Genomic DNA, 24,686 nt, shown 5'->3' with positions numbered 1-24,686 from the left:
TTCGCGGCGGAGCGGGAGAGTGCGGGGATGCCGGCAATGACGAGTGGAATGCGATATCTGCTGGCAGCGCTCGCCGCTTCGGCTGCGATCCCCGCTGCGGCGCAGACGCCGCCGCTCACCGTCTCGGCCAACCACCGCTATCTCGAGGCTGGCGGCAAGCCGTTCTTCTGGCTCGGCGATACCGCCTGGCTGCTGCTCAGCCGCCTCACCCGCGAAGAGACCGAGCATTATCTCGCCACCCGCCAGCGGCAGGGCTTCAACGTCGTCCAGGTGATGGTCCTCCACACCAACAAGATGACCAATCGCTACGACGCGCCCGCGCTGGTCGACGGCGATCCGGGGCGGCCGCGCACCACGCCGGGCAAGGATCCGGCAAAGGCCGGCGAATACGACTATTGGGATCATCTAGACTGGGTGGTCGAGCGCGCCGCTGCGCACGGCATCTATGTCGCGTTGGTGCCCGCCTGGGGCGATCTCGCGATGGAGCGCCAGCTCAACGAGAAGAATGTCGAGAGCTATGGCCGCTTCATGGCCGAGCGCTACGGCAAGGCGCCCAATGTGATCTGGCTCAATGGCGGCGATACGCGGTCGGAGATGCGCACCGCGGTGTGGGACGCGCTCGGCACCACGATCAAGAAGATCGCGCCGCAGCAGCTGATGACCTTCCACCCGATCGGTCGCACGGCGTCGTCGTGGCAATGGCATCAGGCGCTGTGGCTCGACTTCAACATGTTCCAGTCCGGCCACCGCAGCTACGCGCAGGAAGGGCCGAATGCGATCGGCGAGGACAATTGGCGCTATGTCGAGCAGGACCTCGCGCGCACCCCGCCCAAGCCGACGATCGACGGCGAGCCGAGCTACGAGAATATCCCGCACGGCCTGCACGAGCCGAACCAGCCGCGCTGGCAGGCGGCGGACGTGCGCCGCTATGCCTGGTGGGGCGTGATGGCCGGCGCGTTCGGCCACACCTATGGCGAGAACCACGTCATGCAGATGTTCGTGGCCGGCTCGAAGGACGCCAATTTCGAGCCCAATCAGCGCTGGGATGCGTCGCTGGAGGCTCCCGGCGCAAACCAGATGCGCCACCTGCGCACGCTGATCGAATCGCGGCCGATGCTGGAGCGCGTGCCAGATCAGGCGATGATCGCCGACAATAGCGTACGCTACGATCGCGTGCTGGCGAGCCGGGGCAAGGCCTATGCCTTCGCCTACACCTATACCGGCCGCTCCTTCACGATGAAGCTGGGCGCGATCGCCGGCGCCCGGGTCAAGGCGCAATGGTATTCGCCGCGCGACGGCAAGTTCACACCCGCGGGCAGTTTCGCCAACCGCGGCGCGCAAATTTTCGATCCGCCGGGAGAGACCGCGGCGGGCAATGACTGGGTGCTGGTGCTGGACGGTGCCGCACGATGAGCGAAGGGGAATCCGTGGGTCTTCCGAAGATCAAATATGTCCGCGCCTATACGGTGCGCGGCGGTGGCGCCGATTATCACGACCAGGGCGCGGGGCACTGGATCGACGATCACATCGCGACGCCGATGTCGAAATATCCGGAGTATCGCCAGAGCCGCCAGAGCTTCGGCATCAACGTGCTCGGCACGCTGGTCGTCGAGCTGGAGGCCGAGGACGGCACGATCGGCTTTGCGGTGACGACGGGCGGCGAGCCTGCCTGCTTCATCGTCGAGAAGCATCTGTCGCGCTTCCTGATCGGGCGTGACCCGTCGGACTATGAGACGATCTGGGACCAGATGTACTTCGCCAGCCAATATTACGGGCGCAAGGGGCTGGTCGTGAACGCCATTTCGGGCGTCGATCTCGCGGTCTGGGATCTGCTCGGCAAGCTGCGCCAGGAACCGGTCTATCACCTGCTCGGCGGCGCGGTGCGCGACGAGATGCAATTCTACGCCACCGGCGCGCGGCCTGACCTCGCCAAGGAAATGGGCTTCATCGGCGGCAAGCTCCCGCTTCACCACGGCCCGGCCGAGGGTGAGGAGGGGATGGAAAAGAACATCGCGTTGCTCGCCGACATGCGCGCGAAGTGCGGCGACGATTTCTGGCTGATGTACGATTGCTGGATGGCGCTCGACATCGATTACGCCACCCGCCTTGCGCACCGCGCATGGAACGAATGTGGCCTCAAATGGATCGAGGAAGCGCTCTCGCCCGACGATTACTGGGGCTATGCGCAGCTCAAGAAGAACGCGCCCGAGGGCCTGCTCGTCACCACCGGCGAGCATGAATCGACCCGCTGGGGCTTCAGGATGCTGCTCGAGATGGATTGCTGCGACATCATCCAGCCCGATGTCGGCTGGTGCGGCGGCGTGACCGAGCTGATCAAGATCGCCGACGACGCCGACAAGAAGGGCGTGCTGATGGTTCCGCACGGATCGTCGGTCTACAGCTATCACTTCGTGGTGACGCGCCATAACTCGCCCTTCGCCGAGTTCCTGATGATGCATCCGGGGCCGACCGAGGTGGTGCCGATGTTCGCGCCGCAATTGCTGGGCGAGCCGGTGCCGGTCAACGGCCGCATCCGAGCGAGCGAGCTCGACAAGCCCGGCTTCGGCGTCGAGCTCAACCGCGACATTGCGCTGCACCGCCCCTATCCGAACGACTGACATTCAAGACTGAAGGAAGACCCATGAAGCTCTGCCGTTATGGCGCCCCGGGCGCCGAGAAGCCCGGCCTGATCGATGCCGATGGCCGCATCCGCGACCTCTCCGCCCATGTCGCCGACATCGGCCCGGACGCGATCGGCAAGGACGGGCTGGCGAAGCTCGCCGGACTTGATCCCGCCAGCCTGCCGCTGGTCGAGGACGGCGTGCGCTACGGCCCCTGCGTCACCGGCACGCGCCAGTTCGTCGCGATCGGCCTCAACTATGTCGATCATGCGCATGAATCGAACCTGCCGATCCCCGAGGAGCCGGTGGTGTTCAACAAATGGGTGAGCTGTATCCAGGGGCCGAACGACCCGGTGACGATCCCGAAGGATTCCAAGAAGACCGACTGGGAAGTCGAGCTGGGCATCGTGATCGGTACTGCCGCCAATTACGTTTCGGAGGCCGACGCGCTGAACCATGTCGCGGGCTATTGCGTGGTCAACGACGTGTCCGAGCGCCACTGGCAGACCGAGCGGGGCATGACTTGGGACAAGGGCAAGGGCTTCCCGACCTTTGGCCCGATCGGCCCGTGGCTGGTCACCGCCGACGAGGTGGGCGATCCGCAGAACCTATCGATGTGGCTGTCGGTAAACGGCAAGAAGGTGCAGGACGGCAACACGAAGACGATGATCTTCACCGTTGCGCAGATCGTCTCCTACCTCTCGCAGATCATGACACTGCTGCCGGGCGATGTCATCACCACCGGCACCCCGCCGGGCGTGGGCCTCGGCCAGAAGCCCGAGCCCTGGTATCTCAAGGCCGGCGACGTGGTCGAGCTGGGCATCGAGAAGCTGGGCGAGCAGCGCCAGGACTTCGTCGCATGGGAAGCGAAATGAGCGGCGCCTTGGCTGCTTGGGCGGGCCGTTTCGCCGGGCGGACGGCGGTCATCACCGGCGGCGCGTCGGGGCTGGGCAAGGCGGTCGCTAAGCGTATCGTCGCCGAGGGTGGCACGGTCGCGCTGTGGGACCTGAGCGCGGACAATCTCACCGCCGCGAAGAACGAGACCGGCGCGACGCATGTCGAAGCGCTCGACGTGTCGGATGCGGCGGCAGTCGAGGCCGCGGCCAAGGCAAGCGCCGCGGCGCTGGGCGGCAAGGTCGACATCCTCGTCTGCTCGGCAGGCATCACCGGGGCGACCGCGCCGGTGCATGAATATCCGGTCGACAGCTGGCTCAAGGTGTTCGACATCAACGTCAACGGGCTGTTCTACTGCAATCGCGCGATCGCGCCGCTGATGCTCGAAAACGGCTATGGCCGGATCGTCAACATCGCGTCGGTCGCGGGCAAGGAAGGCAACCCCAACGCCAGCGCCTATTCGGCGTCGAAGGCGGCGGTGATCGGCCTCACCAAGTCGCTGGGCAAGGAGCTGGCGGGCAAGGGCGTGATCGCGAACGCACTGACCCCAGCGACCTTCGAGAGCCCGATCCTGGCGCAGCTGCCGCAGAGCCAGGTCGATTACATGCGCTCGAAGATCCCGATGGGGCGCCTGGGCGAAGTGGACGAGAGCGCCGCGATGGTCTGCTTCATGGCGAGCGAGGAGTGCAGCTTCACCACCGCCGCGACCTTCGACACCTCGGGCGGGCGGACGACCTTCTGAGATGAGCCAGCGCCCGCCTCTCGTCGATCCGCACGTCCACCTATGGGACCTGCAGCACATCCGCTACCCGTGGCTGACGGGGCCGTTCAGCGACGACGGCCCCAATGGCAGCGTCGAGCCGATCGCGACGGACTATCCGCTCGATGCCTATCTCGCCGATGCGGCGAAGTGGGACGTGCGCGGTATCGTGCATATCGACGCGGGAGCGGACCCGGCGGATGCGCTCAAGGAGACGCAGTGGTTGCAGGCGATGGCCGACGCCCCCGGGCCATATGGGCTCGGCCTGCCTAGCGGAATCGTCGCCTTCGCCGCACTCGACGATCCGCGGGTCGAGGACCTCCTCGCCGCGCATGTCGAGTATGCCAATGTTCGCGGCATCCGCCACATCATCAACTGGCATCCCGATCCGGCGCGCAGCTACTCGCCGGCGGACGTCACTACGAGCGATGCCTGGGCACGCGGGTTCGGGCTGCTCGGGAAGTTCGATCTGAGCTTCGACCTCCAGGCCTATCCGGGCCAGTTCGCGCATTTAGCTGAGTTGATCGCGAAGCATCCGGACACGCAGATCATCATCAATCATACGGGCATGGCGATCCCGGGCGACGTGAACGGCTGGGGCGAGTGGCGGCGCGGCATGGCGGCGTTTGCGGCGCTGCCCAATGTCGCGGTGAAGATCTCGGGCATGGGTTTCACCTGGCGGCCCTGGGATGCCGAGCAGGCGCGGCCCTATGTGCTCGAGACGATCGAGATGTTCGGGACCGAGCGCGCGATGTTCGCGAGCAATTTCCCGACCGACAAGCTCTTCGGCAGCTTCGACAAGCATTTCGATGCCTATGATGCGATCACCGCGGACTTTTCCGCGGACGAGCGCGCGGCTTTGTTCGGCGGCAACGCCAATCGCATCTACCGGCTGGGGATCGAGCTCTAGGCATGCGCGTCACCGACCTTCGCGCCGAATATACCGTCGACCTGCTGGGGACTCAGGTGCGGCATCCGCGCCTGTCGTGGCGGATCGAGGACGCCGCGGTGCAGACCGGCTACCGCATCCGCGCCGCAGCGAGCGAGGCGGCATTAGGCGCGGGCGAGCTGCTGTGGGACAGCGGCGAGGTCGCGAGCGATGCGACGCTCGATGTCGTCTATGGCGGCCCGGCGCTGGCATCGATGCAGCGCGTGTGGTGGACGGTCGAGGTCAATGGCGCCATCACCTCTGATCCTGCCTGGTTCGAAGCGGGGCTGCTGGCGGCCGAGGACTGGCGCGGCGACTGGATCGAGGCCGAGGACGACAATGCCGCTGCGGATCGCGCCGCCGGGGTAAGCTGGGTGTGGGGCGAGGTTGCGCTCGACGCGCGCCCGCACGCCTTCCGGATCGATTTCGACGCGCCGGAAGACCTCGTCTCGGCGGACGTGCTGATCGCGGGCAAGGATCATCTGCGCGGCGTGTGGGTCAATGGCGTCAAGTCGCCGCTCGACCGGCATTTCGACTGGGACACCTATCTCCCCTTCTGGGGCACGCTGGCGCCGTACGAAGGCGAGGTGAAGCCCGGCCGCAACAGCGTCTGCGCGCTGGTCGAGGCGGACACGCAGGGCTTCTTCCCGGTCGACGGCGGCGCGTTCGCGGCGCTGATCCGCCTCTACCGCGCGGATGGTAGCGTTGAGCGGATCGTAGGAAGCGCGTTCCGGGTGATGCCCGTCGCGCCCGAAGGCTGGACTGACACCGGTTACGACGCGAGCGGCTGGGCGGCGGTGGTGCCGAGCACGAGCTGGGCGCAGGGCGATCCGTGGCCAAGCGAGCCGGCGATGTTGCTGCGCACCGCATTCGAGGTTTCTAAGCCGGTGGTTGCGGCGCGGCTCTACGCGACCGCGCTCGGCGCCTATGATGCGCGCATCAACGGGCAGAAGGTAAGCGAGGCGATCCTCGCGCCCGAGATCACCGTCGCCAAGAGCCACATCCTCTACCAGACCTACGATGTCACCGGCCTGATCGCACAGGGCGGAAATGCGCTTGGTGCGGTGGTCGGGGACGGCTTCTATGCCTCGCCGTTCGGCTGGCGGATCGAGCGTTACGGCTTCGGCCCCGCGCCGCGCCGGTTCCGCGCTATGCTGCGGATCGACTATGCCGACGGGTCGCACGACTGGGTGACGACCGGGCCGGGCTGGAAGATCGCGACATCGCCGATCCTAAAGTCGGAGATCTATGACGGCGAGACGTTCGATGCGCGGCGGATGGTGCCGGGCTGGGCGCTGCCGGGGTTCGATGCGTCGGGCTGGGCGGATGTGAAGGTGGGCGCTGCGCCGAACGCGGCGATCGTCGCCCAGACCTCGCCGCTGCTCGAACGCACCGGCACGCGACGCGCGGTGTCGGTGAGTGAGCCGGTGCCGGGCCGGTTCGTATTCGACTTCGGCCAGAATTTTCCCGGATGGGTGCGCATTCGGGCGGCCGGGCCGGCTGGCAGGACGATCACCGCCAAGTTCGCCGAGCTGCTCAACCCCGACGGCACTGCGGACCTCTCCAATCTGCGCCTTGCCAAGGCGACCGACAGCTTCATCCTCGCCGGGACCGGTGCGACCGAAGCCTTCGAGCCCCACTTCACCTATCACGGCTTCCGCTATGTCGAGGTCGAAGGTTATCCCGGCACGCCGACCGCGGATGATGTCGAGGGTGTGGTCGTCCACAGCGCCTGCCGGGAGGTGGGGCAGATGACCTTCCACGACGCGCCGCTGCTCCAGCAGATCTGGAACAACGCGCTGTGGAGCCAGCGGTCGAACTTCTTCGCCGTGCCGACCGATTGCCCGCAGCGCGACGAGCGGATGGGGTGGATGGGCGACATCCAGGTGTTCCTCGACGCCGCGGCGTTCAACATGGAGGTCGATCCCTTCATCCGCCGCTTCCTGCTCGAGGCGCGCGCGGCGCAGCGGCCCGACGGGGCGTACCCGATCGTGGTGCCGCAGCCCTTGTCCTTCCCCGATGTCGTGACGGCCGGGTGGAGCGAGGCGGGGATCATCCTGCCGTGGCAGCTGTGGCAGCGTTACGGCGACACCGCGGTGATCGACGAGAATTGGGAGGCGATGGAGGCCTGGATGGCGTATGTCGCGCGCACCAACCCCGATCATGTGTGGCGCAACGACCGCGGCCTAGACCTTGGCGACTGGCTGTCGGTGGATGCGATTCTGCCCGACGACGAGACCACGCCGCGCATCCTGTGTGCCACCGCCTATTGGGCCTGGTCGGCCGAGCTGATGGCCGAGATGGCGGCGGCGACCGGACGTGATGCCGACGCGATGCGGTACCGCGCGCTGCACGCGGCGATCGGCGAGGCCTATGCCGCCGAGTTCGTGGGCGCGGACGGGGTGTGCGGCAACGGCAGCCAGACCAGTCAGGTGCTCTCGCTTGCCTTCGGGCTGGTGCCGCAGGACCGGCGCGCGGCGGCGGCGCGGGTGCTGGCGGAGGAGATTCGCGGGCGCGGCATGAAGCTGTCGACCGGCTTCCTCGGCACGCCCTATCTGCTCGACGTGCTCGCCGATGCGGGCCTGTGGGAGGAAGTCAGCGGCCTGCTGCTCCAGACCGGCTATCCGAGCTGGGGCTATATGCCGCAGCAGGGCGGGACGACGGTGTGGGAGCGCTGGAACGGCGACACCGGCGACCTCAGCATGAACAGCTACAACCATTATGCCTTCGGCGCGGTGGTCGGCTTCTTCTACCGGCGGCTGGGGGGAATCGCGCCTGCGGCACCGGGCTTCCGCCGGATCGCGGTGCGGCCGGTGTGGCTGCCCGAGGTGGGTCGGGTTTCGGCTCGGTTCGACTCGCCGGTGGGGCTGATCGCGACCGAGACGGGGGGCGATTCCGAAGGTTTGAAGCGGTTTGCGCTGACCGTGCCGGCGAATGCCGTTGCCGAGGTTGAATTGCCTGGCAACGGCTGGCGCGGGGTGCCGGGCGCGGCAAGCGAAGCCGAGGGACTGACTCGCTTCGAGATCGGTGCGGGCAGCTACGAATTCGTGCGTGGATAGTGAGCTGCCCTCACCCTTCCGGCGCTGCGCGCCTCCCTCCCTCTCCCAATGGGAGAGGGAGGGGTGAGGGCGATCAGGACAAGAGACTGGAGAGGAACATCGATGCCGACGCTGGGACTGGTCCACAACTCGCCGATGCTCGCGGCGGTGTTCAACGAGATCGCGGCGCGGGTGATGCCCGATGTGCGCATCCTGCACTTCGTCGACGAGAGCACGATCAAGAACACGATCGCCGCCGGGCATCTGCAGAAATCGACCATGCGGCAGGTGATCCGGCTGGTCGGATCGACCTTCGACGCCGGGTGCGACGTGGCGATGGTGACCTGCTCGTCGATCGGCCGCGCCGTGGAGATGGCGGCGGAACTCTATGAGCAGCCCGTGCTGCGCGTCGATCGCGCCATGGCGGAGCAGGCGGTGGCGAGCGCCAGGCGGATCGGCGTCGTCGCGACGCTGTCCACCACGCTCGACCCGACCGCCGACCTCGTCCGCCGCGTGGCCGCCGAGCAGGGTAAGGACATCGAGCTGGTCGCGCATCTGTGCGAAGGCGCGTTCGAGGCGGTGATGAAGGGCGACGGCGCGACGCATGACCGCATCGTCGGCGAGGCGCTGACCAACGCGCTGGCCGAGGTCGACGCGATCGTGCTGGCGCAGGCGTCGATGGCGCGCGTCGTCGCGAGCCTGCCCGAAGGCGCGGTCAAGGCGCCGGTGCTGTCGAGCCCCGAGCTCGGCATGCTGCGCGCGGCCGAAGTGCTCAAGGGCCTCGGCCAATGAAGAAGCGGCATGTCGTTCTCGGCCTGCTCGCCGCGCTCTCGGTCATCACCTTCATCGACCGCATGGCGATCGCGGTCACCGGGACTGCGATCCAGAAGGACCTTGGCCTCACGCCGTCGCAATGGGGCTGGGTGCTCGGCGCCTACACCTTCGCCTATGCCGTGTTCGAGGTGCCGTCGGGCGCGATCGGCGACCGCTTCGGCTATCGCAAGGAGCTGACGCGGATCACCGTGTGGTGGTCGTTCTTCACCGCGATCACCGCGGCCTGCATCAATTTCTGGCAGATCACCGCGGCGCGCTTCCTGTTCGGCCTCGGCGCCGCGGGCGCCTATCCCAACATGTCGGGCGTGCTCTACCGCTGGTTCCCCAAGCGCGAGCGCGCGCGCGGGCAGGGCGTGATCTGGGCGGCGAGCCGCCTCGGCGGAGCCCTCGCGCCATTGCTGCTGGTGCCGATGAACGCGCATCTCGGCTGGCAGATGGTATTCGTCATCCTGGGCCTGGTCGGCTTCGTCTGGGCGATCCTGTGGTGGCGCTGGTATCATGACCGCCCGGCCGACCAGCCCGGCATCACGGCGGAGGAAGTGGCCGAGATCGGCGACGACGCGGGCGCCGGCCATTCGGGCACGCCCTGGGGCAAGCTGCTCGGCCTGCCGCAGCTCTGGCTGATCGGCATCGCCTATTTCTTCTACGCGTTCGGCAGCTGGTTCTTCTTCGGCTGGTTCGCGCAGTGGATGACGAACGGCCGCGGGTTCACCCCGGCCGAGATGGCCCTTTATGCGGCGATCCCGTTCCTGCTCGGCATCGTCAGCAACCTGATCGGCGGGGTGCTGAGCGACCGGCTGGGCGCGCGGATCGGGTTCAAGCTCGCCTATCGCCTGATCACCAGCATCTGCCTCGCCGTCACCGCGGCGCTGTTGCTGGCGATGAGCCTGACCCCCGACAAGACCATGGTCGTGGCGCTGGCCGCTGCGAGCTTCGCCGTGATGGACCTGATGCTGCCGTCCGCCTGGGCGATGTGCATGTCGATCGGCGGGCGGTACGGCGGCACCGCGACGGGCTTCATGAACATGCTCGGCAATCTCGGCGGGTTCATCTGCACCGTGGCCACCGGCTACATCATCGCGGGCACCGGCAGCTACGACCTGCCCGTGCAGGGCATCGCCCTGATGGTGCTGATCGCGGCCGGCCTGTTCGCGGCGATCGATAGCTCGAAGGGGTTCGACCAGAAGGCGGCGCCCGCCGCCGCCTGATGCGAGCCCGCGCGAACAAGCGGGCCGTGTCGCAACCGGAAAGGGAGAGCAACATGCGCTGGAAAATCGTGTCCGCGGCCGGTCTCGCGCTGGCGATGACCGCGGCACCCGCGAACGCGCAGGACAAGACGCCCCCGCTCAAGGTCTCGGCCAATGGCCGCTATCTCGAAGCGGGCGGCAAGCCGTTCTTCTGGCTGGGTGATACCGGCTGGCTGATGCTCGGCAAATTGAACCGCGAGGAGACCGAGCGCTATCTCGCGAAGCGTGCGGCGCAGGGCTACAACGTCATCCAGGTGATGATGCTGCACCGGCCGGACATGGCCAATCCGGTCGCTGGCGCGGCACTCGTCGATGGCGATCTGAAGCGCCCGCGCGTCACCCCGGGCAGCGACCTCTCCAGGCCCGGCGAGTACGATTATTGGGATCATCTCGATTGGGTGTTCGATCGTGCGGCGGCGCATGGCCTGTACATCGCGCTGGTGCCGGTATGGGGCGATTTCGCCGACTTCCGCCTGCTCGATGTCGCCAGCGCGCAGGTGATCGGTCGCTTCGTCGCCGAGCGCTACAAGGCCAAGCCCAATCTGATCTGGATGAATGGCGGCGACCGCTATCCCGAGCTGTCGCCGGCGGCATGGGATATGCTGGGCAAGACGATCCGCGCGATCGATCCCCACCACCTGATGACCTATCACCCCGCCGGGCGCGCCAGCTCCTCCTGGATGTTCCACAAGGCCGAGTGGCTCGACTTCAACATGTATCAGTCGGGCCACCAGAGCTACGCGCAGGACCAGCAGTTGTACGCACGCGGCGAGGACAACTGGGTCTATACGGCCGACGATCTGTCACGCTCGCCGCAGAAGCCGACGATCGACGGCGAGCCGAGCTACGAGAATATCCCCCACGGCCTCGACCGCGCGCCCGAACCGCGCTGGCAGGCGGCGGACGTGCGCCGCTATGCCTGGTGGTCTGTGCTCGCGGGTGCATTCGGGCACACCTATGGCGAGAACAGCGTGATGCAGTTCTTCGTGCGCGGCGGAAAGGCCAATGCCTATTGGCCCAAGCTGTCATGGGATGAGGCGCTCGACGCGCCGGGCGGGCAGCAGATGCGGCACCTCAAGGAGCTGATCCTGTCGCGGCCGTTCCTCGAGCGCGTGCCGGACCAGTCGCTGATTATCGGCAACGGCAAGCGCTATGAGCGCGTCGCGGCGACGCGCGGGGCGAGCTACGCGATCGCCTACAGCTACACCGGCAAGCCCTTCACCGTTCAGATGGGCAAGATCAGCGGCAAGCGCGTGCGCGCGGCCTGGTTCGATCCGCGCACGGGCAAATCGCAGGCGATCGGTGTCTTCGCCAACCGCGGCAAGCGCTTGTTCACCCCGCCCGGCACGCCTGCGCCAGGCAATGACTGGGCCCTGGTGCTCGACGACGAAACAGCCGGGAGGCCCTTGTGAAGCGTATATTGACGACCCTTGCCGCTGCATTGCTCGCAGGAACGGCGGCATCCCCCGCGCTGGCGCAGACCGATGCGCCGGCGGGCCAGCAGCAGTTCGAGAAGCTGTGGCTCGGCTCCGCCTGGTATCCCGAGCAATGGCCCGAGGAACGCTGGGCCGAGGACCTCAGGCTGATGAAGGCGCATGGCGCAAACGTCGTGCGCATCGGCGAATATGCCTGGAGCCGGATGGAGCCGGAGGAAGGCAAATACGACATGGACTGGCTGGTCCGCGCGGTGCGGCTGGCGGCGAAATACGACATCAAGGTGGTGATCGGCACGCCGAGCGATACGCCGCCCGCCTGGATGACGCAGAAATATCCCGACGTCTCGCAGATCCAGAGCAACGGCCAGAAGGTCGGCCATGGCGGACGGCGGCAATTCTCGATCTCGTCGAAGCGCTATCGCGACTTTTGCCGCGAGATCGTGACGCGTATGGCGCAGGCGCTGGGCAAGGAGCCCAATGTGATGGGCTGGCAGATCGGCAACGAGCCGACTGACGAGAGCTACGACCCCGAGGCGCGCGCGGCGTGGATCGCCTGGCTCAAGCAGCGCTACGGTACGCTCGACAAGCTCAACGACGCGTGGACCACGCAATATTGGTCGCAGAGCTATACCGCCTGGGAGCAGGTTCCCTTCAGCAACGACAAGGCCAATCCCGGCTGGATGCTGGAGATGAAGCGCTTCATCACCTCGCAATGGGTGGCGTTCCACCGCAACCAGCTCGACGCGATCCGCGCGCATGCCGCGCCGTCGCAGTTCATCACGGTGAATTTCGGCGGGCTCGGCTGGGCCAACCGCTTCGACCGCTACGCCGCCAATCGCAATCTCGATTTCACCTCTTGGGACAATTACGTCGGCAGCGGGCACCTCAAGCCCTATCGCAATGGCGCGACCCATGACCTGGTGCGCGGGTGGAAGCGCAAGAATTTCTGGGTGATGGAGATCCAGCCCGGCTATGTGAACTGGGCGGGGGTGAGCAACATGCTCTACCCCGGCGAGACGCGGCGCATGGCGTGGCAGGCGATCGGCCACGGCTCGGACGGCGTCCTCTACTGGCAGTGGCGCAACGCGCTCAACGGGCAGGAGACGATGCACGGGTCGCTGATCGGCGCCGACGGCAAGCCGGTCCCGGTGTACACCGAAGTGCAGCAGATCGGCCGCGAGATGGCCAAGGCGACGCCGGCGATCGCGGGGACGCATCCGGTGTCGCCGGTCGCGGTGCTGCAGGATTATGCGAGCCGCTGGGCGATCGACTTCCAGCTGCACCACAAGGATTACGACCAGATCGAGGTGCTGCTCGATTACTACCAGCCGCTCAAGGATGCGCTGGGGGCGGTGGACATCGTCGAGGCTGAGGTGGCGCCGCTCGCCGGGTACAAGCTGGTGGTCGCGCCGAGCCTGAACGTGATCAGCGAGACGACGGCGAAGCGGCTGACGGACTATGTGCGCGGCGGCGGGCATCTGATCCTGGGGCCGCGCTCGGGGATGAAGGATTCGTTCAACGCGCTCGAGCCGCAGCGTCAGCCGGGGCCGCTGGCGGAGCTGCTCGGCGGGCGGGTCGAGCAATATTATGCGCTCGACGAGGCGGTCGAGGTGGGCGGCGGAAAGGCGACGATCTGGGCCGAGCAGCTCTCGACCAGCGCGCCGGATACCGAGACGCTGCTGCGCTACGGCAAGGCCAATGGCTGGCTCGATGGCAAGCCCGCGGCGATCAGCCGCAAGGTCGGCAAGGGACGCATCACCTATGTCGGCGCGCTGGTCGACGATGCGGTGATGAAGACGCTGATCGACGGGGCGCTGGCGGGGGCGGGGGTGGCGCGCGACTTCGCGGTGCCGGCGGATGTCGAGCTGATGACGCGCGAGGGGCAGGGGCGGCGGATCGTCATCCTGATCAACCATGGGCGTGCCGCGCAGACCGTGACGCTGCCCGAAGCGATGACCGACATTCTGGCGGGCGGGACCAAGTCGAGCGTGACGCTGCCGGTCGAGGGCGTGGCGGTGCTGCAACGCGGGGGGAAATGATGCGCAACATCCTGCTTGCCGCCGCCGCGGCGCTGGCGTTGGTTCCGGCGGCCTCGGCGCAGACCGTGTTCCCGAACCGCGCGACCGCCTTTGTCGACAAGCCGGCGATCGCGGTCGGCGTCGCCTGGTATCCCGAGCAATGGCCCGAGGAGCGCTGGGAGGTCGATCTCGACCTGATGAAGGCGTCGGGCTTCAACACCGTGCGTATCGGCGAGTTCGCCTGGGCGCGGATGGAGCCCGAGGAAGGCAAGTTCGACTTCGCCTGGATGGACCGCGCGATCGACGCGGCGGTCAAGCGCGGCTTCATGGTGGTGATCGGCACGCCGAGCGCGGCGCCGCCGGCCTGGCTCACGCAGAAATACCCGGACACGCTGCGGGTGGACGAGAACGGCCAGCGCGCCAGCCACGGCGGGCGGCGGCATTTCTCCTTCGCCAGCCAGCGCTATCGCGACCTCTCGCGCCGCATCGCGGTGGAGATGGCGAAGCGCTACGGCAAGCATCCGTCGGTGGTCGGCTGGCAGATCGACAACGAGGTCGGGCCGCCGTCGTGGGACAAGGAATCGGTCACGGCGTGGCATGCGTTCTTGAAGCAGCGCTACGGCACGATCGATGAGCTCAACCGGCGCTGGGCGACGCAATATTGGTCGCAATTCTACAATGATTTCGACCAGGTCCCGCTGCGCCAGACCGGGCAGCAGAACCCCGGCCTGCTGCTCGACTTCCGCCATTTCACCACCGCGGTGTGGACCGATTACGTCCAGAACCAGGCGCGCGCGATCCGGCCGCTGATCAATCCGCGCGCGTGGATCACCACCAACACGATGTTCTGGAATGCGGGCTTCGACCATTTCGTCATGCACCGCGATCTCGATATCGCGAGCTGGGACAATTACATTCCCGACGGGCGGCCCGACTGGGTAGCGAACGGCGCCAATCACGATCTCGTCCGCGGCTACAAGCAGCGCAATTTCTGGCTGATGGAGACTCAGCCTGGCCGGGTCGATTGGGTGCCGGTCAACCGCGCGCTCGATCCCGGGCAGGTGCGCGAGCTGGCGTGGCAGTCTGTGAGTCACGGCTCGGACGGCGTGCTCTACTGGCAGTGGCGCCCGGCGCGGAACGGGCAGGAGACCTATCACGGCGCGGTGCTGGGACAGGACGGCACGCCCAATCCGATCCATGCCGAGATCGTTCAGATCGCGAAGGAACTGACCGCCGCAGCGCCTTTGCTCGCGGATACGGGGCCGGCGGCGAAGGTCGCGATGCTGTGGTCCTATGACAGCCGCTGGGCGATCGACTTGCAGCCGCATCATCGCGAGTTCAACCCGGTCAAGGCGTTCACCGACGTCTATCGCCCGCTGCGCGTGCAGAGCCAGGGCGTGCATGTCGTCTCGCCCGATGCCGAGCTGAAGGCCTATCCCTTGGTGGTCGCGCCTAACCTCAACGTGGTGACTGAGGCGCAGGCCGACCGGCTCGCGGCCTATGTTCGGGGTGGCGGGCATCTCGTACTCGGGCCGCGCTCGGGGATGAAGGACGACGCCAACGCGCTATGGCCGCAGCGCCAGCCGGGGCCGCTCGCGGAGCTGCTCGGCGCGACGGTCGAGCAATATTATGCGCTCGACGAGGCCGTAGGGATCAAGGGCGATCTGGGCGAAGGCAAGGTCGCGATCTGGGCCGAGGAGATCCGGCCCGACGCGGCGGATGTGCGGGTGCTGGCGACCTATACCGATCTCGGCGGCTGGCTGGACGGCAAGCCTGCGGTGGTGACGCGCAAGGCCGGGCGCGGGAGCATCACCTATTTCGGCGCGTGGCTCGATCCGGCGACGATGCAAACGCTGGCGGCGCGGCTGCTGGGCGAGGCGAAGATCGCGCCGCTCGTGCCTGATGCGCATGCCGATCTGGAGATTAGCGAGCGAGCGGGAGGAGGGAAGCGCGTGATGATCGTGATCAACCATGGCAGCGGTGCGCGGCTGCTGATGCCGCCGAAGGGCGCGCGTTTCGTCAGTGGCGATTGGGCGAATGGCCAGATGGAGGCGCACGGCGTGGCGCTGTTCCAGCTCAAATGAGGGTGCTGCTCGCCTCCGCCGCGGCGCTGCTGCTTACCGGCGCGGCCGCGCCCGAGCGCTGGATCGCGGCATGGACTTCGCCGCCGATCGGCTACGAACCCAAGATCCGCGACGGGCTCGGCCGGCCGTATCGCGACGAGACGGTGCGGCAGGTGGTGCGCGCGGGGATCGCCGGGCGCACGCTGCGCATTCGCCTGTCGAACGAGCTGAGCGATGCGCCGCTGAAGCTGGGCGGCGCGTCGATCGTGCGGCTCGATGCCCAGGGAGCACCGGTGCAGGGGAGCCTGCGGGCGCTGAGCTTCGCGGGCGCTGCCGACGTGATCATTCCGGGCCGGGCGCCGTATCTGAGCGATCCGGTCGACTTCCCGGTGGTGGCGGGCGAGCGCTTTGCCGTCTCGGTCCATTATGACGGCGAGAGCGAGGCCGCGGCGCATGCACAGATGGTCGATGTCGCGCCGGGCAACCAGACCGGATCGGTGGTGCTGGCGGACGCCAAGCGGGCGCGCGCGTCGGGCATCGTCTCGGGGATCGAGGTGACCGGCAGCCGCGAGAGCCGCGTGCTCGTCGCGTTCGGCGATTCGATCACCGAGGGCGCGGGGGCGACGCAGAGCAAGGCGATGAGCTGGCCCGATCAGCTCCAGCGGCTGCTCGCGGCCAATTCGCGCGGGCGCTGCTGGGCGGTCGCCAATGCCGGGATCAGCGGCAACCGGCTGCTGAGCAATGGCCGCGGCCCGAATGCGCTGTCGCGCTTCGAGCGCGACGTGCTGAGCGTGCCTGGCGTGACGCATGTCGTGCTGCTCGAGGGGATCAACGACATCGGCAAGATCGCCGATCCGGCGCGCGCGCATGAGCAGGCGACCGCGGCGCAGATCATCGCCGCGCATCGCCAATTGCTGGCGCGGGCCAGGGCGGCGGGGCTCAAGGTGATCGTCGGGACGCTGCTGCCCTATGAGGGCGCGGCCTATGCCGATGCGGCGGGCGAGCAGCGGCGCCAGGCGGTCAATCGCTGGATCCGCGACAATGCGCGCCAGTACGATGCGGTGATCGACTTCGACGCGGCGATGCAGGAGCCGGGCAAGCCCAATGTGATGCGGCTGGCGTGGCAGATCGGGGATCACCTGCACCCCAACGATGCGGGCTATACGACGATGGCGCAGACCGCGCTGCCGATGGTGCTGCGGCAGGGGTGCGGGCGGTAGAAGGGGCTGCTCAATCCTTCGGTACGGGCCGGGCAATTTTGGACCCGATGATGGGACCAGGGGAAGCGATCGAGGCGAAAGTCGACACTAGCTTTACACTATCGCGTGGACGCGCGGCGTTGACGAAGTTGACGGGTTCACGCGGCGGGTGACCCCCGTTCAAAGAGCGGCCGGGACATGCTCCAGCAGCGGGCTCCGGCAGCGGAAGTGGAGCAGGCGAATTCCAACATTGCAAGAGGAGGATTGAGGCGTGGCAGAGTCGCTCACCTCACCCTCACCTCACCACGGCCTCGACCGCGCCACCGCCAGCCCGCGCACGTCGTTCGGCCACTTCCCGCTCACCGCGCAGTAGAAGTGATAGAGCGCCCCGTCGTGCCAGATCACCGCTGGTTTGTGCGCGTATTTCTCGTCGATCGACCCCGACGGACCGACGTCGATCAGCACTTCGTTCGACTTGGCGAAGCTGGTCGGGCCGTCGCCGAGCGCGATCAGGTCGCGCGCGAAGCCGTCGGTCGAGAGGCCGAAATAGAACATCGCCCATTTGCCCTGATGCGTCACCACGACCGGATCGCTGGCGAAGCGGTCGTCGGGCGAGCCCTTGGGGCCGTTGACCAGCAGCGGGCTCGCCGGGTGGCGCGTCCAGGTCTTGAGGTCCTTGGAGATGGCGAGGCCGGTCTGCTCCTTCCACGGGCTCCCGGTGGTCTTGGCGTTGTAATAGAGGTGGAAGGTGTCGCCGACCTTGATGAGGTAGGGCTTGTAGAGCCCGCCGCGCTCCCATTCGGCGCCGTCCTCGGCGCGCAGGATCACGGGCCCGCGCTCCCACTTCATGAAGTCCTTGCTGAAGGCGAGGCCGATCACCGCCGGCCCCTCTTCATAGCCCGGGCTGGGATAGGCGTGCCACGCCGCGACGTACTGTCCGTCGACCTTCACCAGCCGCGCGGGGCTGCGCAACTCGTTCTCGCGCAGGATCGAGGCGCAGGCGATGTTGTGGCGCGTGACCGGATCATTGGGATCGCGCGACATGATCATGCCGAGCCGCTTCCAGTTTACCAGGTCGCGCGATTCGCAGATGCCGGTCTGGTAGCCGGTCCCGTCGAAGCCGACATAGGTGAGGTAGAACTTGCCGTTGGCCGAGAAGACGAAGGGGCAATCGACCGCCTTCTCGTCGAAGCTGCCCTTCACGCCCGATCCGCCGAGGATCAGCCTGGGGTGCTTGTAAGGCGTGCGGTAGGGCGCGAGCGGATCGCCCGCGGCCTGGGCCGGGAGTGCGGCGAGGCCGGCGCCTGCGATGGCACCGCCGATCAGGTTGCGCCGGTCGATCATCGAACTTCTCCCTAGCGGATCACGCGCACGAGATAGGAGGCCGCGGCGGGCGTGCCGACCTCGATCTCCCAGCCCGGCTCGATCATCTTGCCCTTGATCTCGGGCCCGATCGGGCGCGCCGATCCGTCGAGCGGCTGCGCGAACACGCCGACCGCGCCCTCGAGGTCCTTGAGCTGGATCCAGCCGGTGATCGGCTCGATCAGCGTCGGCGCGGTGCCCCAGTCGGTGAGCATCGCGCGGCGCGCGTCCCACTTGGCGCCGCTGTTCTCGACGCGGCCGGTGGCGGTGAGCAGCATCCGGTCCGAGACGTTGATCGGCTTGCCGTCGAGCGAGGACAAGGTGATCGCGGCGAAGTGGTTCCTGATCTCGGCGCCGAGATGCCGGGTCTGCGCGTCGCGATTGGCGGCGACGAAGCCGACCAGCCCCTGGCTCAGCGGGCTGTCGATCCGCACCAGTCCATCCTTGCCGCCCCTGGTCTGCCAGATGAGCTCGCCGGTGTCGGAGACGATCGAGTCGGCGGCGGGCAAGGGCGCGGGGAGCGACGGCTTGCAGTCGACACAGGCGATGCGCGAGCCGTGACGCAGCGGGATCGTCATGTCGAAGCCGGGCGAATAATAGGGCATCGCCGCGCGCGGCATGCGCGCCGCATCGCTGATCTGCCCGGCCGAATAGGAACGGGTGAGTGTCTGCTTCGCCGCCGACACGTCGCCGCGCAGGAAGATCATCGCGCCCGCGGGCATCTGCGCCATCTTCACTGGATCGAGCGTGATGTCGAAATGGTCGCCGATCATCGGCTTCCACTCGCCCGCGATCTTGGTCTCGAACGTGTAGAAGAAGATGCCGTCCCAATCCTGCAGCGCCGCGTAGGACGCGAGGATCGGGATCATCTCTGCGCCATAGTCGCTGGGGAAGGGGTGGTTGACCTCGCTCACCGTGAATGGCTTGCCGACCGCGGCGCTGCGCGCGAGCTTCTGGATGATCGAGAGCTGAGGCGCGTTGACCATCGGCTCGTTGCGGCGGCCATAGATCGCCGGGTGCTGCCAATAGACATGCGCGTCGAGCAGGTCGGCGGCGAGCGCGGTGCGCATCAGCGGCTGGTTGGCGATGAAATAGGTGTGATCGGCGGTCGGGACGATCGGCACCTTCACGCCGATCTCGTCGCGCAGGAAGCGGCGCATGTCGGCGTGGAAGTCCAGTTCGACCTGGGTCACGAACTCGAACTCGGAATCGAAGCGCAGGCGCGGGGCGGCGGGATGGTCGCCGCGGCGCATCAGCGGGATCGGCTGGCCTTCGGCGACGCCCGCCATCGCGCGGATGCTGGCGACTTCCTTGGGCGTGCGGTGCTTACCCAACCAGTCATTGTACATGCCGACCAGCAGCTTCTGGTAGTGCGGGGTCATGTCGAGCTGGGCGTTCTCGCCGCCCGGCACGCGCCCGCCGCGCAGCCAGTTGCGCATCCAGAATTCAAGCAGCGAATTCTCGTTGACCACCTCGACCGTCATCACCGCCGGGTCGTCGGCATAGCGCAGCCCGGTATAGGGATTGGTGTGGCCGAGCAGCTTGCGTGCATAGTCCTTCTGCAGTGCGATCAGCTCGGGGCCGAAATAGGTGAAGCCCTTGAACGGGGCGATCAGATCGGCGTCGGGAACGCCGTCGCCCTTCTTGAAGCGGCGGCCGACATTGAGGTTGAAGTTGACGTAGATGCCGTTCTTCTTGAGCTCGGCGATCCAGAAATCGAGCCGGTCGAGCCGCTCGAGGTTGAAATGCTGGCTGTCGGGCAGGTCGTCGCGGATCAGCCCGCGCGGGCGGTGAGTGAAGGGGCCGGCGGCGGGGCCTCGCGCGGCGCCCTCGTTGCGCACCGGCGCGATGGAATCGGGCATGTCGAGGAAGTGCAAACGGACGCAATTGACGCCGAGCCGCGCCAGCGCCTTGGCATAGGCGGTCGCCGCGCCGTGGGCGGGAATCTCGTCCGATCCCACCGCCCAGCCGGTCATGTTGACGCCCCAGCAGCGAAAGCGCTTGCCGTCGCCGCGCCAGAGCTTGCCGTCGCGCGCCTGGATGAAGCCGTGCCTGCCGGCTGGTCCGTCGAGCAGGAAGCGCGCATCGGCGGGCGAATCGACACGCAGCTCATGGTCCACCGGATAAGGGACGAGCGCGATCTCCTCGGCGGTGGCGGGGACGGCGGCGATTGCTGTGGCCAGCAGCAGCGCCCGCCGCATCACTTCACCCTAACCTTGAGCGCATAGGGCATGCCGCCGCTGGCATCGGCGGGCAGCTTGAGCTCGAGTCCGCGCGGTGTCTGTTTCCAGTCGAGCTTGCCGCCGCCGAGCAGCTCGACGCTCTTGATCGGTGCGGCGAGGTATGGCGTTCCGGCGTAGAGCGTCTTGACCAGCACCGTGCCGTCAGCCGGGCGCTCGAGCCCCATGACGTAGAGCGTGTCGCCCTTGGTGGTGAAGCGGATGTCGGCCGGGGTGAATCCCTTTTGCGCCGACTCCTCGACCTGGCCGCCCACGCGGACCTGGCCCGAGGCCGTCGGCCCCTCGCCGAAATAATGGAAGGGGCGCGTGCCGTAGATCGCCTCGCCATTGACCTTGAGCCAAGCGCCCATGCCCTTGAGCACCGCGGCGATCTCTTCGGGGATGGTGCCGTCGGCCTTCGGCCCGACATTGAGCAGCAGATTTCCGTTCTTGCTGACGATGTCGATCAGGTCGGCGATCAGCGACTTGGGCGTGCGGTAGCTGTCGTTCTGCGCATAGCCCCAGCTATGGATGCTGACCGAGGTGTCGGACTGCCACGGGGTGAGCTTGAGCGCGTCGCTCTTGCCGCGCTCCATGTCGAACATCGCCGAGCCCTCGGCGAATTGCGAGCCCTTGTAGGCGATGATCCCGGGCGCCTTCCAAGCGGCGGAGCGGTTGTAATAATAGGCCGCGGTGTCGCGCATCAGCGGCTCGTAGAGCGGCGCCGAGGTCCACCAGTCGAAATAGATCAGCTCGGGCCGGTATTTGTCGATCAGCTCCGACGTGCGCGCCATCCAGTCGTCGAGGAACTCGCGGCTGGGCGGCATCCAGTTCTGCAGCTGGCTGCTGTCGGGCCAGGCGTCGGGATTGTCGGCAGGGAGGCCGGTCGGGGCGGCGGGGCCGTAGAGGCCGCGATTCTTCGGGTCGGCGACGTCCGACGGAAAGCTGCGGCCCTTGTGATACCACCACCAATGCTCGGCACGGTGCGAGGACAGGCCGAAATGCATGCCCTGCGCGCGCGCCGCCTTGGCGATCTCGCCGGTGACGTCCCGCTTTGGCCCCATGTCGGAGGCGTCCCAGCGGGTGAAGTCCGAGGCGTACATCGCGAAGCCGTCGCAATGCTCCGCGACGGGCACGACATAGCGCGCGCCGGCATCGGCGAAGAGCTGGATCCAGGCGGCGGGGTCGAACTTCTCCGCCTTGAACAGCGGGATGAAATCCTTGTAGCCGAACTTGTCCTGCGGCCCCCAGGTTTTGCGGTGGTGCTCATAGGCCTTGTTGCCCGGCACATACATGTTGCGCGAGTACCATTCGTTGGCAAAGCCCGGCACCGAATAGACGCCCCAATGGATGAAGATGCCGAACTTGGCGTCGCGGAACCATTCGGGGGTGCGATAGCCGCGCAGCGAATCCCAGTCGGGCTCGAACGGGCCGGCGGCGACGCCCTGCTTCACCTTGGCGAGCTGCGCAGCGACCGCTTCGCGCGGCGTTTCCATGGGCCAGGATTGTGCAGTCTGCGCCGATGCCGCGGACATGCTCGCGACGAGCGCGAGCGCAGAAAGCGTGCCAAGCCGTTTCACGCATCCACCTCCCGTTTCTACATATAATAGGATTATTGGATATCAGCGAGACATGCTCGTGGCAACGGCGGGCATCAATAATTTGTCTGAGATATTGGTCCGGCGCTCAGTCCATCGCGGAGCGCGTATCCTGCAGCGCGAGCTCGACCAGCGCGCGCATCGCGGCTTCCGCTGCGTCGGCATCGCCCGCGACGATCGCGTCGCCCACGCGTGCGTGATCGGGCACGGGATCGCGTGGCAGCGCGCGGGTGCGCTGCTTGAACTGGGTGGTCCAGTTGACCGCGGCGCCGATGCTGGCGCTGAGGGTGGTCAGCACGGCATTGCGCGAGGCGCGCAGGATCGTGTCGTGGAAATCGCGATCGGCGGCGCGGCCCGGCTCGGTGGCCAGGGTGTGGCGGCGCATCCGGCTGAGCGCATCGCGCAGCGCGCGGATATCGTCCTTGTCGCGCCGTTCCGCCGCCAGCCGCGCGGCCGCCGGCTCGACGATCGCGCGCAGCTCGAACAGGTCGCGGACATAGCCGATATCGGGCTCGCCGGAGAAGGCCCAGGCGAGCACATCGGGATCGAGCAGGTTCCAGCGGCTGCGCGGCAGCACACGCGTGCCCGCCTTGGTCCGGCTTTCCACGAGTCCCTTGGCAGTGAGCACCTGCACCGCCTCCCGATAGGCGCTGCGCGATACGTTGAGCGCCGCCGCATTGTCGACCTCCCCGGTCAGCCGCTCACCCGGCTGAATCGCCCCGCTGACGATCGCGGTGCCCAGATAGTGCGCGACCGCGCCACGCAGGCGGCGGCCTGTCCCCCGTTCGGTGCGGCGCGGTTGGCCGTCATCCTGATCCTCGATGTCCAACAACAGCTTTCCCGCGGCGTTCGTCCCTGTTCGCCATGGGCATAGCATAATCTTCGGGCAACGCATCAGCCTTGGCATTGCTCCGGATTAAATGTCAGACTAAATCGCCCGTGAATCTGGGAGATACGATGATGCTGAAGCTGCTGCGCTACCGTTCGGAGGATGGCGGCACGCGCCTTGTCGCCGCGACCGACGACGGGGCCGGGTTCGTCCGGGACGTCACCAGTCTCGCAGCACTTGCGGGCGAAGCGATCGCGCAGGGAATCGGCCTTGCGGCGATGGTCGATCGTGTCGGGGTCGAGGGGTCGATCGATCTCGCCGCGGCGCTGGCCGAGGGACGGCTGCTGTCGCCGCTCGATCATGCGGATAGCGCGCATATCGTGCTGAGCGGCACCGGCCTTACCCATCTCGGCTCCGCCGAGGGGCGCGACAAGATGCACCGCGCCGCTGCGGCGGGAGACAAGCTCACCGATTCGATGCGGATGTTCCTGGAGGGAGTCGAGGGCGGCAAGCCTGCGCCGGGCACGGTCGGGCAGCAGCCCGAATGGTTCTACAAGGGCGACGGGTCGCAGCTCGTCGCGCCGGGGGGCGACCTCGTCATGCCGGCCTTCGCGAAGGATGGCGGCGAGGAGCCGGAGCTGGCCGGCATCTACCTGATCGGGCCGGATGGCGCGCCGTGGCGGCTGGGCTTCTGTCTTGCCAACGAGTTCAGCGACCATGTGACCGAGCGGCATAATTATCTGTGGCTCGCGCACTCGAAGCTGCGCCAGGCTGCGCTTGGGCCGGAGCTGCTGCTCGGCGATCTGCCCGCGGACGTGCGCGGCACCAGCCGGATCGTGCGCCACGGCGCGGTGCTATGGGAGAAGCCGTTCCTGTCGGGCGAGGCGAACATGTCGCACAGCATCGCCAACCTCGAGCATCACCATTTCAAATATGCGCTGTTCCGGCGTCCCGGCGACATCCATGTCCATTTCTTCGGCACCGCGACGCTTTCGTTCAGCGAGGGGATCGCGACGCAGCCGGGCGACGTGTTCGAGATCGAGGCGGCGCCGTTCGGCTTGCCCCTGCGCAATCGGCTGGTGAAGGCCGAAGCGGACACGGTGGAGGTACGGACGCTTTAGGCGCTGCCGAGTATCCGGACGAAGCCAATCAAGTTTTGTTCACGCGAAGGCGCGAAGGCGCGAAGATGGCTCTGCCGCGCCAGCGGCCATATCTTGGTGCAAGCACCGGAGATGAAGGAGGCACTTTGTGCCGCAACAACATCTTCGCGCCTTCGCGCCTTAGCGTGAACAAGTCTAATGCCGGCCCGCCCTCAATGGTTGTCGCGTGGCAGGCCGTGTGTTTGTGCGATGCGCTGGAACTTGTCGGAGCCTTCGAGGATGGCGCCGGTGTCCATCTGTCCGACGAGGTTGCGCTGGATCTGTTGCCAAGGGGTCTGGGAGGGCGGATAGCGGTAGCCGCCGGCCGCTTCGAGCGCGGCGCGGCGCTGGGCGAGCTCAGCCTCGGGGATCAGCACATCGGCGGTGCCGCGGCCAAGGTCGATGCGCACGCGGTCGCCGGTGCGGATCAGCGCGAGCCCGCCCATCGCCGCCGCCTCGGGACTGGCGTTGAGGATCGAGGGGGATCCGCTGGTGCCCGAC

18 protein-coding genes are annotated in these 24,686 nt (G+C 67.2%); 13 read left to right on the top strand and 5 right to left on the bottom strand.

Going from position 1 to position 24,686, the window contains the following annotated elements; genetic code table 11:
* Positions 1 to 48 precede the first annotated feature (48 nt).
* The 12 genes from VGD28_RS00845 (at position 49) to VGD28_RS00790 (ending at position 17,059) form a co-directional block, all read left to right on the top strand.
* A complete protein-coding gene (locus VGD28_RS00845) occupies positions 49 to 1,413 on the top strand; it encodes a glycoside hydrolase family 140 protein (protein ID WP_331026434.1) in 1,365 nt (454 codons plus the stop codon).
* A gap of 14 nt (positions 1,414 to 1,427) precedes the next feature.
* Complete coding sequence (gene rhmD / locus VGD28_RS00840) at positions 1,428 to 2,618, top strand: L-rhamnonate dehydratase (protein WP_331026433.1); 1,191 nt, start codon at positions 1,428 to 1,430, stop codon at positions 2,616 to 2,618.
* Between the two features lie 23 nt (positions 2,619 to 2,641).
* Positions 2,642 to 3,496, top strand: a complete 855-nt coding sequence (locus VGD28_RS00835; protein ID WP_331026432.1) for a fumarylacetoacetate hydrolase family protein — start codon at positions 2,642 to 2,644, stop codon at positions 3,494 to 3,496.
* An 8-nt stretch (positions 3,497 to 3,504) separates the two neighbouring features.
* Entirely contained in the window at positions 3,505 to 4,257 is a 753-nt protein-coding gene (locus tag VGD28_RS00830; protein ID WP_331026600.1) for an SDR family NAD(P)-dependent oxidoreductase, read from the top strand.
* Between the two features lies 1 nt (position 4,258).
* Complete coding sequence (locus VGD28_RS00825) at positions 4,259 to 5,185, top strand: amidohydrolase family protein (protein WP_331026431.1); 927 nt, start codon at positions 4,259 to 4,261, stop codon at positions 5,183 to 5,185.
* Between the two features lie 2 nt (positions 5,186 to 5,187).
* Positions 5,188 to 8,262 carry an alpha-L-rhamnosidase gene (locus VGD28_RS00820; protein WP_331026430.1) on the top strand — a complete coding sequence of 1,025 codons (3,075 nt, stop codon included), beginning with the start codon at positions 5,188 to 5,190 and terminating at the stop codon, positions 8,260 to 8,262.
* A 102-nt stretch (positions 8,263 to 8,364) separates the two neighbouring features.
* Positions 8,365 to 9,033, top strand: a complete 669-nt coding sequence (locus VGD28_RS00815; RefSeq protein ID WP_331026429.1) for an aspartate/glutamate racemase family protein — start codon at positions 8,365 to 8,367, stop codon at positions 9,031 to 9,033.
* Positions 9,030 to 10,283: an MFS transporter gene (locus VGD28_RS00810; protein ID WP_331026428.1), complete on the top strand. Its 1,254-nt coding sequence runs from the start codon at positions 9,030 to 9,032 to the stop codon at positions 10,281 to 10,283. The genes VGD28_RS00815 and VGD28_RS00810 overlap by 4 nt, the downstream gene beginning before the upstream one ends.
* 53 nt (positions 10,284 to 10,336) lie before the next feature.
* Positions 10,337 to 11,734 (top strand): glycoside hydrolase family 140 protein, encoded by a 1,398-nt coding sequence (locus VGD28_RS00805; protein WP_331026427.1) that lies wholly within the window; start codon positions 10,337 to 10,339, stop codon positions 11,732 to 11,734.
* A complete protein-coding gene (locus tag VGD28_RS00800) occupies positions 11,731 to 13,797 on the top strand; it encodes a beta-galactosidase (protein WP_331026426.1) in 2,067 nt (688 codons plus the stop codon). Before VGD28_RS00805 ends, VGD28_RS00800 begins: the two co-directional genes overlap by 4 nt.
* The gene (locus tag VGD28_RS00795) at positions 13,794 to 15,860 is read left to right on the top strand and encodes a beta-galactosidase (protein WP_331026425.1); all 2,067 of its coding nucleotides are present in this window, start codon (positions 13,794 to 13,796) and stop codon (positions 15,858 to 15,860) included. The genes VGD28_RS00800 and VGD28_RS00795 overlap by 4 nt, the downstream gene beginning before the upstream one ends.
* Complete coding sequence (locus VGD28_RS00790) at positions 15,857 to 17,059, top strand: SGNH/GDSL hydrolase family protein (protein ID WP_331026424.1); 1,203 nt, start codon at positions 15,857 to 15,859, stop codon at positions 17,057 to 17,059. The genes VGD28_RS00795 and VGD28_RS00790 overlap by 4 nt, the downstream gene beginning before the upstream one ends.
* 279 nt (positions 17,060 to 17,338) lie before the next feature.
* Here VGD28_RS00790 and VGD28_RS00785 read toward each other — a convergent pair whose 3' ends face one another.
* The 4 genes from VGD28_RS00785 to VGD28_RS00770 form a co-directional block, all read right to left on the bottom strand.
* A complete protein-coding gene (locus VGD28_RS00785; RefSeq protein ID WP_331026423.1) occupies positions 17,339 to 18,382 on the bottom strand; it encodes a hypothetical protein in 1,044 nt (347 codons plus the stop codon).
* 11 nt (positions 18,383 to 18,393) lie between these two features.
* Positions 18,394 to 20,601 (bottom strand): hypothetical protein, encoded by a 2,208-nt coding sequence (locus VGD28_RS00780; RefSeq protein ID WP_331026422.1) that lies wholly within the window; start codon positions 20,599 to 20,601, stop codon positions 18,394 to 18,396.
* Positions 20,601 to 22,154, bottom strand: a complete 1,554-nt coding sequence (locus tag VGD28_RS00775) for an alpha-L-fucosidase (RefSeq protein ID WP_331026421.1) — start codon at positions 22,152 to 22,154, stop codon at positions 20,601 to 20,603. Before VGD28_RS00775 ends, VGD28_RS00780 begins: the two co-directional genes overlap by 1 nt.
* A 151-nt stretch (positions 22,155 to 22,305) precedes the next feature.
* Positions 22,306 to 23,049: a FadR/GntR family transcriptional regulator gene (locus VGD28_RS00770; RefSeq protein WP_331026420.1), complete on the bottom strand. Its 744-nt coding sequence runs from the start codon at positions 23,047 to 23,049 to the stop codon at positions 22,306 to 22,308.
* Between the two features lie 125 nt (positions 23,050 to 23,174).
* Between VGD28_RS00770 and araD1 the strand changes: the two genes are divergently transcribed.
* Positions 23,175 to 24,167 (top strand): AraD1 family protein, encoded by a 993-nt coding sequence (araD1, locus tag VGD28_RS00765; RefSeq protein WP_331026419.1) that lies wholly within the window; start codon positions 23,175 to 23,177, stop codon positions 24,165 to 24,167.
* Between the two features lie 191 nt (positions 24,168 to 24,358).
* Here araD1 and VGD28_RS00760 read toward each other — a convergent pair.
* On the bottom strand, positions 24,359 to 24,686 hold a 328-nt coding region (locus tag VGD28_RS00760; RefSeq protein ID WP_331026418.1), incomplete at its 5' end, for a dihydroxy-acid dehydratase.

This window comes from Sphingomonas sp. (assembly GCF_036402235.1).
GTDB lineage: Bacteria > Pseudomonadota > Alphaproteobacteria > Sphingomonadales > Sphingomonadaceae > Sphingomonas.
Note: the sequence above shows the minus strand (reverse complement) of the source record. Positions and strands in the feature narration are given on the sequence as shown.

Bases quoted from the DNA above. Each gene is read 5' to 3' on its own strand.
- VGD28_RS00845 (WP_331026434.1), top strand. From the start codon at position 49: ATGCGATATCTGCTGGCAGCGCTCGCCGCTTCGGCTGCGATCCCCGCT.
- VGD28_RS00835 (WP_331026432.1), top strand. From the start codon at position 2,642: ATGAAGCTCTGCCGTTATGGCGCCCCGGGCGCCGAGAAGCCCGGCCTG.
- VGD28_RS00825 (WP_331026431.1), top strand. From the start codon at position 4,259: ATGAGCCAGCGCCCGCCTCTCGTCGATCCGCACGTCCACCTATGGGAC.
- VGD28_RS00820 (WP_331026430.1), top strand. From the start codon at position 5,188: ATGCGCGTCACCGACCTTCGCGCCGAATATACCGTCGACCTGCTGGGG.
- VGD28_RS00815 (WP_331026429.1), top strand. From the start codon at position 8,365: ATGCCGACGCTGGGACTGGTCCACAACTCGCCGATGCTCGCGGCGGTG.
- VGD28_RS00810 (WP_331026428.1), top strand. From the start codon at position 9,030: ATGAAGAAGCGGCATGTCGTTCTCGGCCTGCTCGCCGCGCTCTCGGTC.
- VGD28_RS00805 (WP_331026427.1), top strand. From the start codon at position 10,337: ATGCGCTGGAAAATCGTGTCCGCGGCCGGTCTCGCGCTGGCGATGACC.
- VGD28_RS00795 (WP_331026425.1), top strand. From the start codon at position 13,794: ATGATGCGCAACATCCTGCTTGCCGCCGCCGCGGCGCTGGCGTTGGTT.
- VGD28_RS00790 (WP_331026424.1), top strand. From the start codon at position 15,857: ATGAGGGTGCTGCTCGCCTCCGCCGCGGCGCTGCTGCTTACCGGCGCG.
- VGD28_RS00785 (WP_331026423.1), bottom strand. From the start codon at position 18,382: ATGATCGACCGGCGCAACCTGATCGGCGGTGCCATCGCAGGCGCCGGC.
- VGD28_RS00780 (WP_331026422.1), bottom strand. From the start codon at position 20,601: ATGCGGCGGGCGCTGCTGCTGGCCACAGCAATCGCCGCCGTCCCCGCC.
- VGD28_RS00775 (WP_331026421.1), bottom strand. From the start codon at position 22,154: ATGTCCGCGGCATCGGCGCAGACTGCACAATCCTGGCCCATGGAAACG.
- araD1 (WP_331026419.1), top strand. From the start codon at position 23,175: ATGATGCTGAAGCTGCTGCGCTACCGTTCGGAGGATGGCGGCACGCGC.